Source organism: Vibrio floridensis, from assembly GCF_021852965.1.
In the GTDB taxonomy this organism is placed as follows: Bacteria; Pseudomonadota; Gammaproteobacteria; order Enterobacterales; family Vibrionaceae; genus Vibrio; species Vibrio floridensis.
The window spans coordinates 14813-30374 of the sequence record NZ_JAKGCY010000013.1; the positions used below are offsets into that span (position 1 = coordinate 14813).

At 45.2% G+C, this 15562-nt stretch carries 11 protein-coding genes; 4 read left to right on the top strand and 7 right to left on the bottom strand.

All coding sequences use genetic code 11. From position 1 onward, the window contains the following. Window positions 1-127 precede the first annotated feature (127 nt). On the top strand, window positions 128-1021 hold the full coding sequence (gene metF, locus LZU85_RS16590) for a methylenetetrahydrofolate reductase (RefSeq protein WP_176298939.1): 894 nt from the start codon (window positions 128-130) through the stop codon (window positions 1019-1021). 132 nt (window positions 1022-1153) lie between these two features. On the opposite strand, the gene LZU85_RS16595 is transcribed toward metF, so the two are convergent. From LZU85_RS16595 to LZU85_RS16610, 4 genes are all read right to left on the bottom strand, one after another. Continuing rightward, window positions 1154-1948 carry a DUF547 domain-containing protein gene (locus tag LZU85_RS16595; protein ID WP_237287821.1) on the bottom strand — a complete coding sequence of 265 codons (795 nt, stop codon included), beginning with the start codon at window positions 1946-1948 and terminating at the stop codon, window positions 1154-1156. Window positions 1949-2274: 326 nt separating this feature from the next. Next, window positions 2275-3162: a pyridoxal kinase PdxY gene (pdxY, locus tag LZU85_RS16600; protein ID WP_176298941.1), complete on the bottom strand. Its 888-nt coding sequence runs from the start codon at window positions 3160-3162 to the stop codon at window positions 2275-2277. A 13-nt stretch (window positions 3163-3175) separates the two neighbouring features. After that, window positions 3176-4387: an aromatic amino acid transport family protein gene (locus tag LZU85_RS16605; RefSeq protein WP_176298942.1), complete on the bottom strand. Its 1212-nt coding sequence runs from the start codon at window positions 4385-4387 to the stop codon at window positions 3176-3178. A gap of 61 nt (window positions 4388-4448) precedes the next feature. Further along, window positions 4449-5837 (bottom strand): tyrosine phenol-lyase, encoded by a 1389-nt coding sequence (locus LZU85_RS16610; protein WP_176298943.1) that lies wholly within the window; start codon window positions 5835-5837, stop codon window positions 4449-4451. Window positions 5838-6702: 865 nt separating this feature from the next. On the opposite strand from LZU85_RS16610, the gene LZU85_RS16615 reads away from it, so the two are divergent. Further along, a complete protein-coding gene (locus LZU85_RS16615) occupies window positions 6703-7836 on the top strand; it encodes an FIST signal transduction protein (RefSeq protein WP_237287824.1) in 1134 nt (377 codons plus the stop codon). A 1-nt stretch (window position 7837) separates the two neighbouring features. Further along, a complete protein-coding gene (locus LZU85_RS16620; RefSeq protein ID WP_237287826.1) occupies window positions 7838-9265 on the top strand; it encodes a sensor domain-containing diguanylate cyclase in 1428 nt (475 codons plus the stop codon). A 46-nt stretch (window positions 9266-9311) separates the two neighbouring features. On the opposite strand, the gene LZU85_RS16625 is transcribed toward LZU85_RS16620, so the two are convergent. Continuing rightward, window positions 9312-10646 carry a cation:proton antiporter gene (locus tag LZU85_RS16625; protein WP_237287827.1) on the bottom strand — a complete coding sequence of 445 codons (1335 nt, stop codon included), beginning with the start codon at window positions 10644-10646 and terminating at the stop codon, window positions 9312-9314. A 193-nt stretch (window positions 10647-10839) separates the two neighbouring features. Between LZU85_RS16625 and metH the strand changes: the two genes are divergently transcribed. Then, complete coding sequence (metH, locus tag LZU85_RS16630) at window positions 10840-14520, top strand: methionine synthase (RefSeq protein ID WP_237287829.1); 3681 nt, start codon at window positions 10840-10842, stop codon at window positions 14518-14520. 85 nt (window positions 14521-14605) lie between these two features. Here the strand turns inward: metH and LZU85_RS16635 are convergent, their stop codons facing one another. Both LZU85_RS16635 and zur read right to left on the bottom strand, forming a co-directional pair. Continuing rightward, a complete protein-coding gene (locus LZU85_RS16635; RefSeq protein ID WP_176298948.1) occupies window positions 14606-15067 on the bottom strand; it encodes a chemotaxis protein CheX in 462 nt (153 codons plus the stop codon). 25 nt (window positions 15068-15092) lie between these two features. Further along, complete coding sequence (gene zur, locus LZU85_RS16640; RefSeq protein ID WP_176298949.1) at window positions 15093-15542, bottom strand: zinc uptake transcriptional repressor Zur; 450 nt, start codon at window positions 15540-15542, stop codon at window positions 15093-15095. Between the last annotated feature and the right edge of the window lie 20 nt (window positions 15543-15562).

Sequence of the window (15562 nt, forward strand, 5' to 3'; positions counted from 1 at the left end):
AAAAAAAATTCATAATCACAAGGTTGACATTAAATCGTATTCAATACATTCTGTAGCCATATAGACGTCTAAACGTCAGTTTGAGGATTGAGATGGTTTCGTGGCAGACAGTCACAGGGAGAGTAAGATGGGATACACACACGCAAGTCATATTGACGCTTTAAACCAGAACATTGCGGAGTTGTCAGACAACATCAATGTTTCGTTTGAGTTTTTTCCACCAAGTACACCACAAATGGAAGAGACACTTTGGGGCTCTGTTCATCGTTTGAAAACGTTACAACCGAAGTTTGTTTCCGTGACTTACGGAGCCAACTCCGGCGAGCGTGACCGTACTCATTCCATCATTAAAGAGATCAAAGCGCAAACAGGCTTAGTGGCCGCACCACATTTAACCTGTATCGATGCGAGCCGTGATGAGTTGGTCAATATAGCCAACGATTATTGGGCGAATGGCATCAAAAATATCGTCGCGTTGCGTGGTGATATTCCTCCTGGTGGCGGTGCGCCAGATATGTATGCATCGGACTTGGTGACACTACTGAAATCGCTACACGATTTTGATATTTCCGTCGCTGCGTTTCCAGAAGTGCATCCAGAAGCAAAAAGTGCTCAAGCGGATCTGCTCAATCTAAAACGTAAAGTAGACGCGGGAGCCAATCGCGCGATCACTCAGTTTTTCTTTGATGTCGAAAGCTACTTACGTTTCCGTGATCGCTGTGTAGCTGCGGGCATTGATGTTGAGATTGTTCCTGGGATCCTTCCGGTTTCTAACTTCAAACAGGCTTCTCGCTTTGCTGCGCAGAATAACGTCAAAGTCCCTGGCTGGATGGCAAAGCAGTTTGAAGGATTAGACGATGATCCAGTGACGCGTCAGCTTGTTGGTGCTAGCCAAGCTATTGATATGGTGAGGATCTTAAGCCGTGAAGGTGTGAAAGATTTCCACTTCTATACCTTAAACCGTGCAGAAATGACTTACGCCCTGTGCCACACACTTGGCGTGCGCCCTCAAAAGGCATAACAGTTCTCGACTCTCCCTCAAATGAAAATGGCGCTTAAAGCGCCATTTTTACGCGCAATAAGCGCATTTTTCGTTCATCGAACTACCAGTGCAACAGAACTTTGTGCCTTGCCTTGGTGTTTGATATCAAGTTCAGTCAGCGCTGTTCAAGCGCCAATCATACTCAAAGTTTACTTTTCCCGAAAAATCACGATACTGCGATGAGTACCGGCCAATGTGCTCAAACAATCGCGCTTTACCACCAAAATCTTCCGCAAACCAATCGTAAATGGATGAGAGTTGTGCTTTGTTCCCTTGCAATGTGACTCCTTTACGACTAGCGATAAACTCTCTTGCCGCTTGCTCAAGTAAGGCCTCACTATTGCTGGCGGTGAACGCTTGCGGTTGAAGATTTGGGCAACCTAAGCTGGCACAATTCACAGCATAGTGGGTTCTCGGATCATTCCAAATCGGGCGCAAAACTCGATGTTCAATATCATTGAGCGTGATGTCATACCCATTGATGGTCACCACCTTTTCATCCCACGGACCAAAAGAAAACAAGCCGCCTAACTTGGTGATCGACTTGATTGGGTAGTTATCAAGGATAAGGTCTACCGTAACCGCATTGTATAAGTTTACCCAATAGGCATACTGCTCAGACCGATTTAAGGTTCGCGGATCGTATTCTGCCAGCTTGGCGAGATATTGCTTTAACCTTTGTTTGTCCTCGTTAGATACCGCAGCATAGCGAAAAAGTGTGTGTTCATCACGACGAATCAGATAACTGTCCAACAGCGATTGCCAAGGTTGATGAGAAATCTGGATCGTGCTGCTCTCATCGAAGGTTTGCCAGTAAGGCCAAAGATTGGCCTTAGGTGCAGCGTAACTGGAAGTGGAAATGAGCGTGGCAATGAGTGTCACAAGAAACAGTAAAAATCGTTGCATGAACAGGGCTTCCTTTAGAGGCTTAACGGGTCATTTGTCCAGTAGACCGTATAAAGTAGAAATCAATTTCCGTCGTTTAAAAGAAAATGGCTATCTAGGTGATCCCATATTCTGGTCGTTGAAATAACGGAGTATATCTATTATCGCCGTCCTAACTGCAACGCCAAGTCATTTTGGTACAGATGATGCGACGTAGAGGTTAATTGCCATTGTCTCAATCCCAAGTCGGCATGATACATGCGTTTTTATTAATGTGGGGTTGAGTTTTCGCCGAGCGTGTGTGACTCGGCGAAGTCAGAGAATAAAATGGGGAATGGGCGAGAGGATTACAAAGAATAGTAGTTGATTGCGTTGTCTAAAACGCATCGACCGACAGGAAAGACCTCGTTAGGCGTGGCCATCTCTTCTTGAGCTGCGATGATTTGCAGTTCCCATTCGTTTAAATCAAAGGTTTTTTTGACCACCGCATAAGATGCTGCATTACAATAGCTAAAGGCATCAAGTGGCGACAACCCGTTTAGCAAGCCAGCAGTAAATAGGGAAGAGATTAAATCCCCGACACCAACTAGCGGTTTGGCAAACGCCAGATTCGGACGTTGGGCGATATAGCATTCTCCCTCATAACCGAGCATCATCGTGAACTTATCATCAGAGATGGCGTGCAAATGTTTAACTAAAACGATTTTGATACCCATCGCCATGGCTTTCTTACACGCAGAAACCGCATCATCGAGATCACGGATGGGCGTGTTGGTAAACTGCGACAGTTCAAATTGATTAGGAACAATGATATCCGCCATCGGAATGAGAGTGTGGATTAACTTTTCCGCAATGCCTTCACCCACAATACAGCCTTTGGCTGGATCGCCCATGACGGGATCGCAAATATAGAGTGCTTTAGGATTCGCTAACTTAACTTGTTTCACAAACTCAGCAATCGCGCAGCATTGTTCAGCGCTTCCTTGATAGCCCGATAATATCGCATCACACTTATCAAGAACGCCAATCGACTTCATGCCATCGAGCAATTGATAAACATCATTGGCTGGAAAAGCTCGACCTGTCCAGCCCTCTGAGTACTGGGTGTGATTTGAAAATTGCACAGTGTGAATGGGGAACACTTCTAGTCCCATCCGTTGTAATGGAAAAACAGCGGAACTGTTACCAGCATGCCCATAAACCACATGGCTCTGAATAGAAATCACACCCCTCATACAAGCTCCTTTATTAACTTAGAAATAGCTGGGAAATAATAATGACCACACCAAATAACACGCTGATGGCGATCGATAAATTGCCGCCTTTAACTCGGTAAAGATTTGGTGCGTTATATATTTTACGCGCTTTGTAGACCATCGCTGCAGGAAGGAAAATAGCAAGGACGACCAGAGCAATCGATGCATATCCTAAAGCCATAATGAAGCCTTGAGGATAAAAGAGCGCGAAGGCTAGAGGGGGTAAAAACGTAATGAGTGCAACGTAAATACGATTACCTTTAACCGATTTTTTCGTAGTATCACGTAGAAATTCAAACAGGCCCAAAGCAACGCCTAAGAATGAGGTAATTAATGCAATATCAGCAAAAAGACCAATTAATAACGCGAGCTTTGAATTGGTTAATGCTTGCGATAACACCGCTATCATCTTTCCTAAATCGGAACTATGAATTAATTCATCTTGTGAGACGACACCAAGCGTACACATTAACCAAATAATGTAGACGGCAAGAGGAATACACGAACCGATATACATCGCTTTTTTCAGATGATTGGTATTTCCATCAAGATATGACACAATAGCCGGAATTGAGCCGTGGAAGCCAAACGAAGTAAACACAACTGGTAGAGCCGCAAAGATTAAACCGTATCCCACTGGTGCGCTTGCCAGATAAGTTCCAGTAATGTTCGGTGAGAGGAACATAAGAACTAATATCATAGACAGCATCATCAGGCCGAAAAGGACTCGATTTACTTTGTCTACCAGTTGTGTCCCCGCAGTCACCATCATGGCGACCAAGATGACAAATATAATAGACCCTAGCGCGGAAGGTATTTGAATACCGAAGAGTTCATCTAACCGAATGGTTAAGTTAGCGCCCCCTCCAGCCGTATACGCCGCACATAGTGAATAAAACAAGAAAAACATGGCGATAGCCGCAATGTATTTGCCTTTATCGCCAAGAAACTGTTTTGCAAGGGTATGGAGCGTGGCTTTGCTATCTGCATGTTGATGGGCTTCTAACATTAATAAAGCGGTATAAGTCATCAAAGCCCAGTAGGCGAACAAAATCACTGTCGAGAGACCAAATCCAATGCCCGCAGTCACTAAGGGTATTGATAGCATCCCAGCGCCGATCGATGTGCCCGCAATAATGAGTCCACCACCGATCGTTTTTGAACTACTGGGTGAGGGAGTTTTGCTTGTGGTTGTTACTTCCATAGTTTTTTCTTCTCCATTAAAAAAGCCCCTAGCTGACCAAGTCAGTTAGGGGCTCAGAAGTTTACTCAGTTATGTATTCAAATCGCGATGTAAAGAAGCGCAGTTGCTTCGGCTCGTACACAAACTTCAGACCTTTGATTTGATCTCGGTTTTTATACAGCTCAATGATGCCATCCGCGACTTCATCCATGTGAGCGTAGGTGTACACTCGACGAGGAATTGTTAAACGAATCGTCTCTAGAGCAGGGCGGTGGTGTTCGCCGGTTTCAACATTTCGACCTGCAGACACAATACCACGCTCCATGGTGCGACAGCCGGTTTCGACATACACCGCGGCTGCAAGTGTTTGAGCTGGCAATTGTTCTTGCGTTAAATGTGGTAAGAAACGACGTGCATCGACGAATACCGCGTGTCCACCAGTTGGTTCAATCATTGGGACGCCTGCTTCACGCAAACGGTCAGCGAGGTAACGAATTTGTTTGATGCGGTGATCCAAGTAATGGAAATCCATCGCTTCTTCGATACCAAGGGCCAAGGCAGACATATCACGGCCTGTCATGCCGCCGTAAGATGGCATGCCTTCGTACACAACAACCCACTCTTTCGCTTCGTTAAACAACTCTTCATCACGGAGAGCTAGGAAGCCACCACAGTTTTGCAGGCCATCTTTTTTCGCAGAACATGTCGCGCCATCCATGTATGAGAACTGCTCCAACATGATTTCGTGAATGGATTTATTGGCGTAACCTTCTTCTTGCTCTTTGATGTAGTATGCGTTTTCTGCACAACGTGTCGCATCCCCCATGACTTTAATACCATGAGCGCGACAAACTTCGGCCACTGCACGCATGTTCGCCATAGAAACAGGTTGCCCACCCGCTAAGTTGACCGTGATCGCCAAACAAACGTAAGCAATATTTTCCGCACCTTTTTCATGGATCGCTGCTTGCAGTTTGTTTAAGTCAATATCACCTTTGAATGGGATATCTAACTCAGCGTTATGCGCTTCATCACGGATGATGTCGATGAACTTGGCGCCATTGAACTCTTGGTGGAAACGCGTCGTTGTGAAATACATGTTTCCTAGGACGTACTGCTGTCCTTTATTTTTTGGAATGGCGATGGTCGACAGGATGTTTTCAGCGCCGCGACCCTGATGGGTAGGGACTACGTATGGGAAACCATATAAGCGCTGAATCGCGGACTCTAATCGATAAAAGTCTTTTGAGCCAGCATAGGCTTCATCACCTGTCATTAGAGCGGCCCACTGTTTGTCAGATAGGGCAGAAGTTCCGGAGTCAGTTAAGAAATCGATATAAACATCTTCTGAGCGGAGTAGGAAAGTATTGTAGCCAGCTTCACGCATTTTCACTTCGCGTTCTTCACGAGTGATCATCGCCATTGGTTCTACAGCTTTAATTTTAAATGGTTCGGCAGGATATTTTTTCATAAGAATAATACTCCAAAGTTTCTTCGTTATTGGGTGTTTAATGTTGGGAGTATTAAATATTGTTTGTTTAAAAAATAAAATGTTTTGCGATTGGATTTAATTTGGAGTTGCGTATAAAAAAAGGAACAGCGGTGAAAATTATTATTTTGAGAATTGAGCAACTTAAATTTCAAAATTTGTTAGTTGAATTTCCACTTAGGATCTGTTAATTAAGCTCGCCTTGTGATTTAGCTCTCGCATTTAAAATTTAAAATTGGTGTAAATTTATATTTACACCTCTATTTTTTGGTTTAAATTATGGGATTAAATGATGACTTGTATTATTTATCGTTGCTGTTTTTTTGGTTAATTGTTTTTATTTGGTGTTTAAATTGAAAATGGCAAGTTAACAATATTTTCATCAAAGCGAATATTTTTCTCTGATTTATTATTCATGAATTTATTTTAAGGTGGAAAATAAATTTACGTTCACTATAAGAAGAAATTTTCACTTGGGTGTGTTGTTTCATATCGGATGGGTTTTCTTTGATATTATTTCGGAGTAATCGCATCAGTCGCTGTTTTTCTATCATCCAATGAAAACCGACCTTTTGTTCAGTCATCATCACGCATAGCGAATCAACCCTGCTTCAAAGAAACAATGAGCCCCCTTAGCCGCTTGGTATTGGTCAATAATTATTTGAACTTGTTCTATACGAAGGCCGATGTACAGTGAGTTATCACGAAAAGAGAGTATGTGGCACCACAAGATGTGTTCGTCACACTGAGCATAATCTTGATTAAAAAATGTTCACCACATCAACTGGTCTTGAATGCTCCTTAAAAGCAACTAACTTTAAGTAAGTAGGCTAAGGAGCGCGGGATTATGAAAAGTGCACAGATCATTTGGCGGGAGGACTCTTGGCAAAACCTTTCTACTGTCACACGATTAGATTCCGATTCAACGCTCGTTCTGGCCTTTGGTACTCAGCATTCTCAAGCGATCAATCTACTTCATCAAGCCATGCCTCGCTCCAAAATCCTTGGCTGTTCAACCGCTGGGGAAATGTTAGACAACACAATCTTGGATGGCTCTTTGGTCGCGACCATTGTCGCTTTTGAAAAATCAAGAATAGAGCAGGTCTGTGAGTCTATCGCAACATTTTCTGGGGATAGTTTTGTGCTTGGTAAAAGTCTCAGTGAGCAATTGGTTTCTCGAGGGGATGATCTTAAGCATGTTTTTGTTTTGAGCGATGGCCTGTTAGTTAATGGCGGTTATTTAGTCGAAGGATTCCGTAGTGTTTTGCCATCATATGTGCAGGTGACAGGGGGGCTAGCGGGCGATGGTGAGCATTTTTCGCAGACTTTTGTCACTTCAGGAGTCAAGACGGAATCTGGGGTTGTGGCCGCACTAGGCTTATATGGTGAATCTCTAGACATTCGTTTCGGCTCGAGAGGTGGCTGGTGCCCATTTGGTATGGAAAGGAAGGTCACAAGGGCGAAAGATAATGTGCTTTATGAACTCGATGACCAAAATGCATTAGACATTTATAAGGCCTATCTTGGTGACCTTGCTGATGAGTTGCCCGCGAGTGGGTTACGTTTTCCTCTAGAAATCACCTTGCCTGAGAAAAACTTGAAACTGGTCAGAACATTACTTGCCACCAATGAGCATGATGGAACCATCACATTTGCGGGTAATATCCCTAAAGGTGTATCGGCGAAACTGATGAGAGCCAGTTCGGATTCTTTGATCGATGGGGCACGTTTAGCGGCGAGCTTATGCCATGACGAAGAGAGCCAAGCGCCAATTGTCGCGATTTTGATTAGTTGTGTCGGGCGAAAATTACTTCTCAGGCAGCTAGCCGAAGATGAGGTGGAAGCGGTCCATGATGAGTTGGGCGAGAATGCGGTCATCTGTGGCTTCTATTCGTATGGTGAAATTGCCCCCGTTGATAAAAACGGAAAGTCTGAATTGCATAACCAAACGATGACGATCACGACTTTTAGGGAGTTTTAGTATGCATCGTTTGCTGCAAAGACAACTTAGGAAAGTGTTTCCCAACGGGCTTCCCGATGACCCTAAGTTGCAGCAACTGATTGGTTTGGTGGAGTCTGGTTATGATGCATTTTCCGAGCAATTAACCATTTTAGAGCGTTCACTAGACATCAGCAGTGAAGAATTAAACCATCGTAACCGTACCTTAAACACCATTTTGGACTCTCTGCCCGACATGAGCTTGTGGATTGACAAAGAGGGTGTTGTACGGGATATCCGAGTTGGCTCTTTCGACCCCCCACTGATTAGCGCAGAATGTAAAACCGATCAGCTTTTTGAACTTCCGTTTGTCCAGCAATCTCCTGAACTGTACGCTTTTTTACAAGACCACCAACACACAACCAAACGAAGCAGGGATGTCGCTCTGCATTTCAATGGTCACCAATACTTGGTCAAGGCCAATCTGACGGCCATTAGTCAACAGCGCTGGCTGCTGGTCTTACAAGACATCTACTTACGTAAGAAATTAGAAGAGATGCAGAATCAACGTCTGCAACAATCAAAACGCTCTGAGAAGCAGCTGCAACAACTCGTCAACTCTGCGCCGATTGGTATCTTAATATGCAATCCCAGACTCAATGTGTTGATGAGCAATGACTTTCTTTGTCATTTGTTTGGTATGAGTAAGCAAGAGCTGATGAATCAGCATCCAATGGAGTATATTTCTATTCAATATAGGGCAGTGTTTAAACAGTTTGTTGATAAGGCACTTTATGACCAAACCATGACAGACATCCAACGTTTAGATTTAATGCTGATGCTGCCTGATGGTCGAGATATTCCGGTAGAAATGGCCTTTAGCAAGATAGTGTTTGAAGGGAAAGCCATGGTCATTATCTCGATTACGGACATTAGTGAACGGAAGCAGTTGGAAGAGATGCTACGTAGCCTCGCAGCAACGGACCCGCTAACAGGGGCATTAAACCGTCGCAGCTTTATGGAACAAGCAGAGAAGTCGATCAAAACGTGCAAGCGTAGGGAGTGTGCTCTATCACTCCTCATTCTGGATATCGACTACTTTAAACGTTTTAACGATACTTATGGCCACGCGGCTGGCGATATTGTTTTGGTGGAGCTGGTCAAACTCATTCAGAAATCGATACGTGAAATTGATTTTGTCGGACGTTTAGGCGGGGAAGAGTTTGCTGTTGTACTACCAGGGTTAGGCGGTAAAGAAGCCTACCAAGTGGCCGATCGTTTGCGGCAGGTTGTGGAAGGTATGCAGATCTTCTATGACCAACAGGCCTTAAACATGACGATCAGCATTGGTTTAGCAAGCCTCTCTTCAAGTGAGCTGGATACGCCATTTGAAATTTTAATGAAAATGGCCGATGAGGGGCTATATAGTGCTAAAAACCATGGCCGAAACTGTGTGATAGCGCCACAGTGAAGATGGTCGTGTAATAAAGGAAAGGGCTGTTACCAGCCCTTTATTGTTATGAGGAGAGCGATTGTTGGTTTACTTTGCTTTCCGGTTCTGTTTTGTGTTGTTCTTCAAAATCGACTTGTGCTTTTTTCGCTTTCTCAATCATTGGAGTGATGGTTGAACCCTGAACCAATATTGAAAAAACCACCACCGCGTAGGTCATCACCAGAATAATCTCTTTCACGTCGATGAGCTTATCTGGAATAACCCAGATACCCGATGGAATTGAGAGTGCCATCGCTAAGGCTAAACCACCGCGCAATCCGCCCCAAGTGAGGATTTTAATTGACCATGGATTGTATTGGCGGAAGCGTTTAAAGCCGATATAGGACAAAAATACGCTGAGGTAACGAGCGATTAAGACCAGTGGAATAGCGATGGCCATCAAAATCCAGTCCTCTTGATGGAATTTAAATAGCAACATCGACATACCAATCAGAAGGAAAAGTACACCGTTGAGAAACTCATCGACGAGCTCCCAGAAATGATCGAGATGATCTTCACTCTCTTTAGAGAAGCCGATAAAGCGTGTCCAGTTACCAATCATAATGCCAGAGACCACCATTGCTAATGGACCAGAAACATGGAGCACTTCTGCAAAAGCATAACCTGCCGTTGGGATGCCAATGGTGAGTAGTAGCTCCATTGAGTGGTCATCAGTGGCACAGATAAGATAATGGAAGAGTAACCCCAATGCGAAACCATACAAAATACCGCCGATGGCTTCCTGGATAAACAACATGGTAACGCTGCCTACCGTGGGTGTTTCGTGGCCAAATGCGATGGTAAACAAGGTCACAAAAATCACAAGGCCAAAACCATCATTGAATAGTGATTCCCCTTCAATTTGCGTTGAGATTCTACGAGGTGCCTTGAGTTTTTTCACGATAGCCAAAACGGCTATCGGGTCGGTCGGTGAAATGAGTGCACCGAAAAGCAGGCAGTAAATCAGATCAAACTGAATACCAATGAGCTGGCAAATGCCATACAGAGCAAAACCAATAAAGAAAGTAGAGAAAAGTGTCGCACCTAGCGCCAACACGGTAATTTCCCATTTTTGGTCTTTAAGGTTGGGTAGTTTGATACCTAAACCACCGGCAAACAATAAGAAGCCCAAAATACCTTTGAGGAGGAAATCTTCAAAGTCGATGCTCGACATGGTTTGTGTGGCGATTTCAGTTAAGTGGAACCAGTTGTTCTGACCAGCAATTAAAATAAGTAATGAGAGCACCATTGAACCCGCGGTAATCGCGATGGTAGTCTGCATTTTGCCTATCTTGCTGTTTACAAAAGCAATCAACATTGCTGCAGCGGATAGAAAGCAGAGAGTATAGTAGACCGACATACAGTTCTCTATTTGTAACAATTTGTGAACGAAATTCTCCTCGTTTGATGAGTAAATAGCAATCTCTTTTTCCTAGTAAAATAGTCCAAGAGGATTGCAGGCAAAATAGTCAAAATTAGTATTTTTAGACGTCTAGACTCCTGAGTGTTGTGTGATAGGATGTCAACATTAGAAAAAGGAATGAGGCGGTACTGTGGGAAGTCAAATCAGAGCGCAGATTGAAGCGCAACTAAAACAGAGAATCTTGTTGATTGATGGTGGTATGGGCACCATGATCCAGGGCTATAAGTTGCAGGAACAAGATTATCGTGGTGAGCGTTTTGCTGATTGGCATAGCGATTTAAAAGGCAATAACGACTTACTGGTGCTAACTCAGCCACAGTTGATTAAAGAAATTCATCATGCCTATCTAGAAGCGGGTGCCGATATTCTTGAAACCAACACCTTTAACGCCACCACCATCGCAATGGCCGACTACGATATGGAAAGCCTGAGCGAAGAGATTAACTTTGCTGCCGCGAAGTTAGCACGCGAAGCTGCGGATGAGTGGACGGCCAAAAATCCCGCGAAACCGCGCTATGTTGCGGGGGTACTTGGTCCAACCAACCGTACTTGTTCCATTTCGCCAGATGTAAACGACCCGGGTTATCGCAACGTCAGCTTTGATGAGCTAGTCGAGGCGTATTCTGAATCGACTCGTGCGCTTATCCGCGGTGGTTCTGATCTCATTCTCATTGAAACTATTTTTGATACCTTGAACGCGAAAGCGTGTGCTTTTGCAGTGGATTCGGTGTTTGAAGAATTAGGCTTCGCACTCCCTGTCATGATTTCGGGCACCATCACCGACGCCTCAGGTCGAACGCTTTCCGGTCAGACGACGGAAGCTTTTTACAACTCTCTTCGTCACGTACGTCCGATCTCTTTCGGCTTAAACTGTGCACTTGGGCCCGATGAACTGCGCCCTTATGTTGAAGAGCTTTCTCGAATTTCTGAAACGTTTGTTTCTACTCACCCGAACGCGGGTTTGCCGAATGCCTTTGGTGAGTACGATCTCTCTCCAGAAGAGATGGCGGAACACGTCAAAGAGTGGGCGCAAAGTGGTTTTCTCAACCTGATTGGTGGTTGTTGTGGCACCACGCCAGAACATATTCGCCATATGGCAATGGCGGTGGAAGGGGTGAGTCCTCGCGTGTTGCCTGAGATTCCAGTTGCCTGTCGCTTATCGGGCTTAGAACCGCTGACTATTGCCAAAGATACCCTTTTTGTTAACGTGGGTGAGCGTACTAACGTTACTGGTTCTGCACGCTTTAAACGCTTGATCAAAGAAGAGCTGTATGATGAAGCGTTGGACGTTGCGCGTGAGCAAGTTGAAAACGGTGCGCAAATCATCGACATCAACATGGATGAAGGGATGCTCGATGCAGAAGCGTGCATGGTGCGTTTCCTTAACCTATGTGCATCTGAACCAGAAATCTCCAAAGTGCCGATCATGGTCGACTCCTCTAAATGGGAAGTGATCGAGGCTGGCCTAAAGTGCATTCAAGGCAAGGGCATCGTGAACTCTATTTCTCTCAAAGAGGGGAAAGAGAAGTTTGTCGAACAGGCGAAGCTGATTCGTCGTTATGGCGCTGCGGTGATCGTGATGGCATTTGATGAAGTCGGCCAAGCGGATACGCGTGAACGCAAACTGGAGATTTGTACCAAAGCCTATCGTATTTTGGTCGATGAAGTCGGTTTCCCACCGGAAGATGTCATCTTCGACCCCAACATTTTCGCTGTTGCAACGGGCATTGATGAACACAACAACTACGCGGTCGACTTTATTGAAGCGGTGGCTGACATCAAACGCGATCTTCCGCATGCAATGATTTCTGGCGGGGTATCGAACGTTTCCTTCTCATTCCGTGGTAACAATTACGTCCGTGAAGCGATACACGCTGTGTTCCTTTACCACTGTTTTAAGAACGGGATGGACATGGGCATCGTGAATGCTGGCCAGCTCGAAATTTATGACAACGTGCCTGAAAAGTTACGTGAAGCGGTCGAAGATGTTGTACTGAACCGCCGCGACGATGCCACTGAGCGTTTGCTGGAGATTGCCGAAGAGTACCGTGAAAATGCCGTGGGCAAGCAAGAAGACGCGTCGGCATTGGAGTGGCGTACTTGGTCTGTCGAGAAACGTCTTGAGCATGCTTTGGTTAAGGGAATTACCGAATTCATCGTCGAGGACACCGAAGAAGCGCGCTTAAATGCCAGCAAACCACTGGAAGTGATTGAAGGTCCTCTGATGGACGGCATGAACGTGGTGGGCGATCTGTTTGGTGAGGGCAAAATGTTCTTACCACAAGTGGTGAAATCCGCACGCGTCATGAAGCAGGCGGTGGCTCACTTGGAACCCTTCATCAATGCGTCCAAACAAGCAGGTTCTTCGAACGGCAAGATCCTATTGGCGACGGTGAAAGGGGATGTACACGACATCGGCAAAAACATTGTTGGAGTGGTACTGCAATGTAACAACTACGAGATCATCGATCTCGGTGTGATGGTGCCGTGTGAACAGATTTTGAAAGTCGCGAAAGAGCAGCAAGTCGATATTATCGGCCTGTCTGGTTTGATTACCCCATCACTCGATGAAATGGTGCACGTAGCCAAAGAGATGGAGCGCCTTGGCTTTGATTTGCCATTGTTGATTGGCGGCGCGACCACATCAAAAGCGCACACCGCGGTGAAGATTGAACAAAATTACTCACATCCTGTTGTATACGTAAATAACGCCTCTCGCGCAGTCGGGGTTTGTACCTCGTTACTCTCTGATGAGCTGCGTCCTGCGTTTGTTGAACGCCTGCAGGCCGATTATGAGTTGGTTCGCGATCAGCATAATCGCAAGAAGCCGCGTACTAAGCCGGTGACGTTAGAAGCGGCACGTGCGAACAAGGTGGCAATTGATTGGCAAAGCTACACGCCTCCTGCACCTAGTCAGCCTGGTGTACACGTGTTTGATGACTTTGACGTGGCGACGTTACGCCAATACATAGACTGGACACCATTCTTCCTCACCTGGTCATTGGTGGGCAAATACCCAACGATTTTTGAGCATGAAGAGGTGGGTGAAGAGGCGAAGCGTCTATTTGAAGATGCCAATGAGTGGCTAGATCGTATCGAACAAGAAGGGTTACTCAAGGCACGTGGTATGTGTGGCCTGTTTCCTGCGGCAAGTGTTGGTGATGACATTGAAGTCTATACCGATGAGTCTCGCACTCAAGTGGCGAAAGTGTTGCACAATCTTCGTCAACAGACGGAGAAACCCAAAGGGGCGAACTACTGTTTGTCAGATTACGTTGCGCCAAAAGAGAGTGGTAAAAAAGATTGGATCGGCGCTTTTGCTGTGACTGGTGGGGTGAACGAGCGTGAGCTCGCAGATCAGTTCAAAGCACAGGGTGATGACTACAACGCCATCATGATTCAAGCGGTTGCCGATCGTCTAGCGGAAGCTTTTGCAGAGTATCTGCATGAACGTGTCCGTAAAGAAATTTGGGGCTATGCTGCCGATGAAAACCTTTCAAACGAAGAACTGATCCGTGAGAAATACCAGGGGATTCGTCCTGCGCCAGGTTACCCTGCCTGTCCAGAGCACACCGAGAAAGGGCCGTTATGGGAACTGCTTAACGTAGAAGAGACCATTGGCATGTCACTCACCAGCAGTTACGCGATGTGGCCGGGAGCTTCGGTATCAGGATGGTATTTCTCTCATCCCGATTCTCGTTATTTTGCCATCGCACAAATTCAGCAAGACCAAGTGGAAAGCTATGCTGAGCGTAAAGGTTGGGATCTCTTGGAAGCCGAAAAATGGTTGGGACCGAATATCAACGGCTAAAGAAAAAATCCGATATTGAAGCATTCAATATCGGATAATTCTTCAGTGAAAAGAAAAGGCGCTGACGTCAGTCAGCGCCTTTAAACTATTCGAAACAGATCTCGATAAAGGCGTTACCCCATTGAGAAGAGAAAGGCATGATGATGATCGAACCTTCACATTTATGACGAATGGTATGCCCTTTACCAGAAACGACTACAGGCGTGGCCATATCAAAATCAAATCCGCTTTCCGCTAGAATACGTTTTGCTCCACCCGTTACCATATTGGTGATTTCACCCACCATATCAGTCACTTCTTCGTTCAGTCCATTTGGTCGTTCACCCAGCATGTTTTGCATGATTTCAAGCGCAAGCGCTTCATCAAAGGTAATCGACATCGAGCCACGCGTCTGCGGGCCGATCATACCAATAAGGCCAGAAACATCACCACGGGCGATCTCATCTTTTTTGATTCGTGGTTTCTGAGGCTTCAATTCCAGTGAAGCCATCGTTTTTAGAACATTCATTAAAGAAGCTAAAAACGGGTTTACAAATTCAGCGCGCATAACGTTCTTCTATATCTTGATTCTTTCACTCTGAGAGACAAGTTTTACAGGTACCGTGAGTTTCGATCACTTGATTGGTCAACTTAAAGCCGTATTTCTCAGCATTATTGGCCAACAAGGATATCAGTGTATCATCCTGAAGTTCAACGACATCCCCACATTTATCACAAATCAGCAATTGGAAAAAATGTTGGTTAGTGTTGCAAGAGCAGCAGGAGATAAAACTGTTGTTCGATTCAACTCGATGAATAAAGCCCTGCTCCATTAAAAATTCTAAAGCGCGATAGACGGTAGGAGGTTTGGCTTGAGGTTCGCTCTCCTTGAGCTGCTCCAATAACTCATATGCACTGGAAGCTCTGGAGTTTGAACAAATTAGTTCAAAAACGCGTTTACGTTGCGGAGTCAGTCGGACTCCTCGTGCCGAACATATGCCTTCTATTTGCTCAACTAGTGTCTGGTCCAAATCTTTCACCATACTTATTGGACTTTCTTAAT

Excerpts from the sequence above, each read along its gene's own strand:
- metF (WP_176298939.1), top strand. The coding sequence starts at position 128 with ATGGGATACACACACGCAAGTCATATTGACGCTTTAAACCAGAACATT.
- LZU85_RS16635 (WP_176298948.1), bottom strand. The coding sequence starts at position 15,067 with ATGCGCGCTGAATTTGTAAACCCGTTTTTAGCTTCTTTAATGAATGTT.
- LZU85_RS16615 (WP_237287824.1), top strand. The coding sequence starts at position 6,703 with ATGAAAAGTGCACAGATCATTTGGCGGGAGGACTCTTGGCAAAACCTT.
- LZU85_RS16595 (WP_237287821.1), bottom strand. The coding sequence starts at position 1,948 with ATGCAACGATTTTTACTGTTTCTTGTGACACTCATTGCCACGCTCATT.
- LZU85_RS16620 (WP_237287826.1), top strand. The coding sequence starts at position 7,838 with ATGCATCGTTTGCTGCAAAGACAACTTAGGAAAGTGTTTCCCAACGGG.
- zur (WP_176298949.1), bottom strand. The coding sequence starts at position 15,542 with ATGGTGAAAGATTTGGACCAGACACTAGTTGAGCAAATAGAAGGCATA.
- LZU85_RS16605 (WP_176298942.1), bottom strand. The coding sequence starts at position 4,387 with ATGGAAGTAACAACCACAAGCAAAACTCCCTCACCCAGTAGTTCAAAA.
- pdxY (WP_176298941.1), bottom strand. The coding sequence starts at position 3,162 with ATGAGGGGTGTGATTTCTATTCAGAGCCATGTGGTTTATGGGCATGCT.
- LZU85_RS16625 (WP_237287827.1), bottom strand. The coding sequence starts at position 10,646 with ATGTCGGTCTACTATACTCTCTGCTTTCTATCCGCTGCAGCAATGTTG.
- LZU85_RS16610 (WP_176298943.1), bottom strand. The coding sequence starts at position 5,837 with ATGAAAAAATATCCTGCCGAACCATTTAAAATTAAAGCTGTAGAACCA.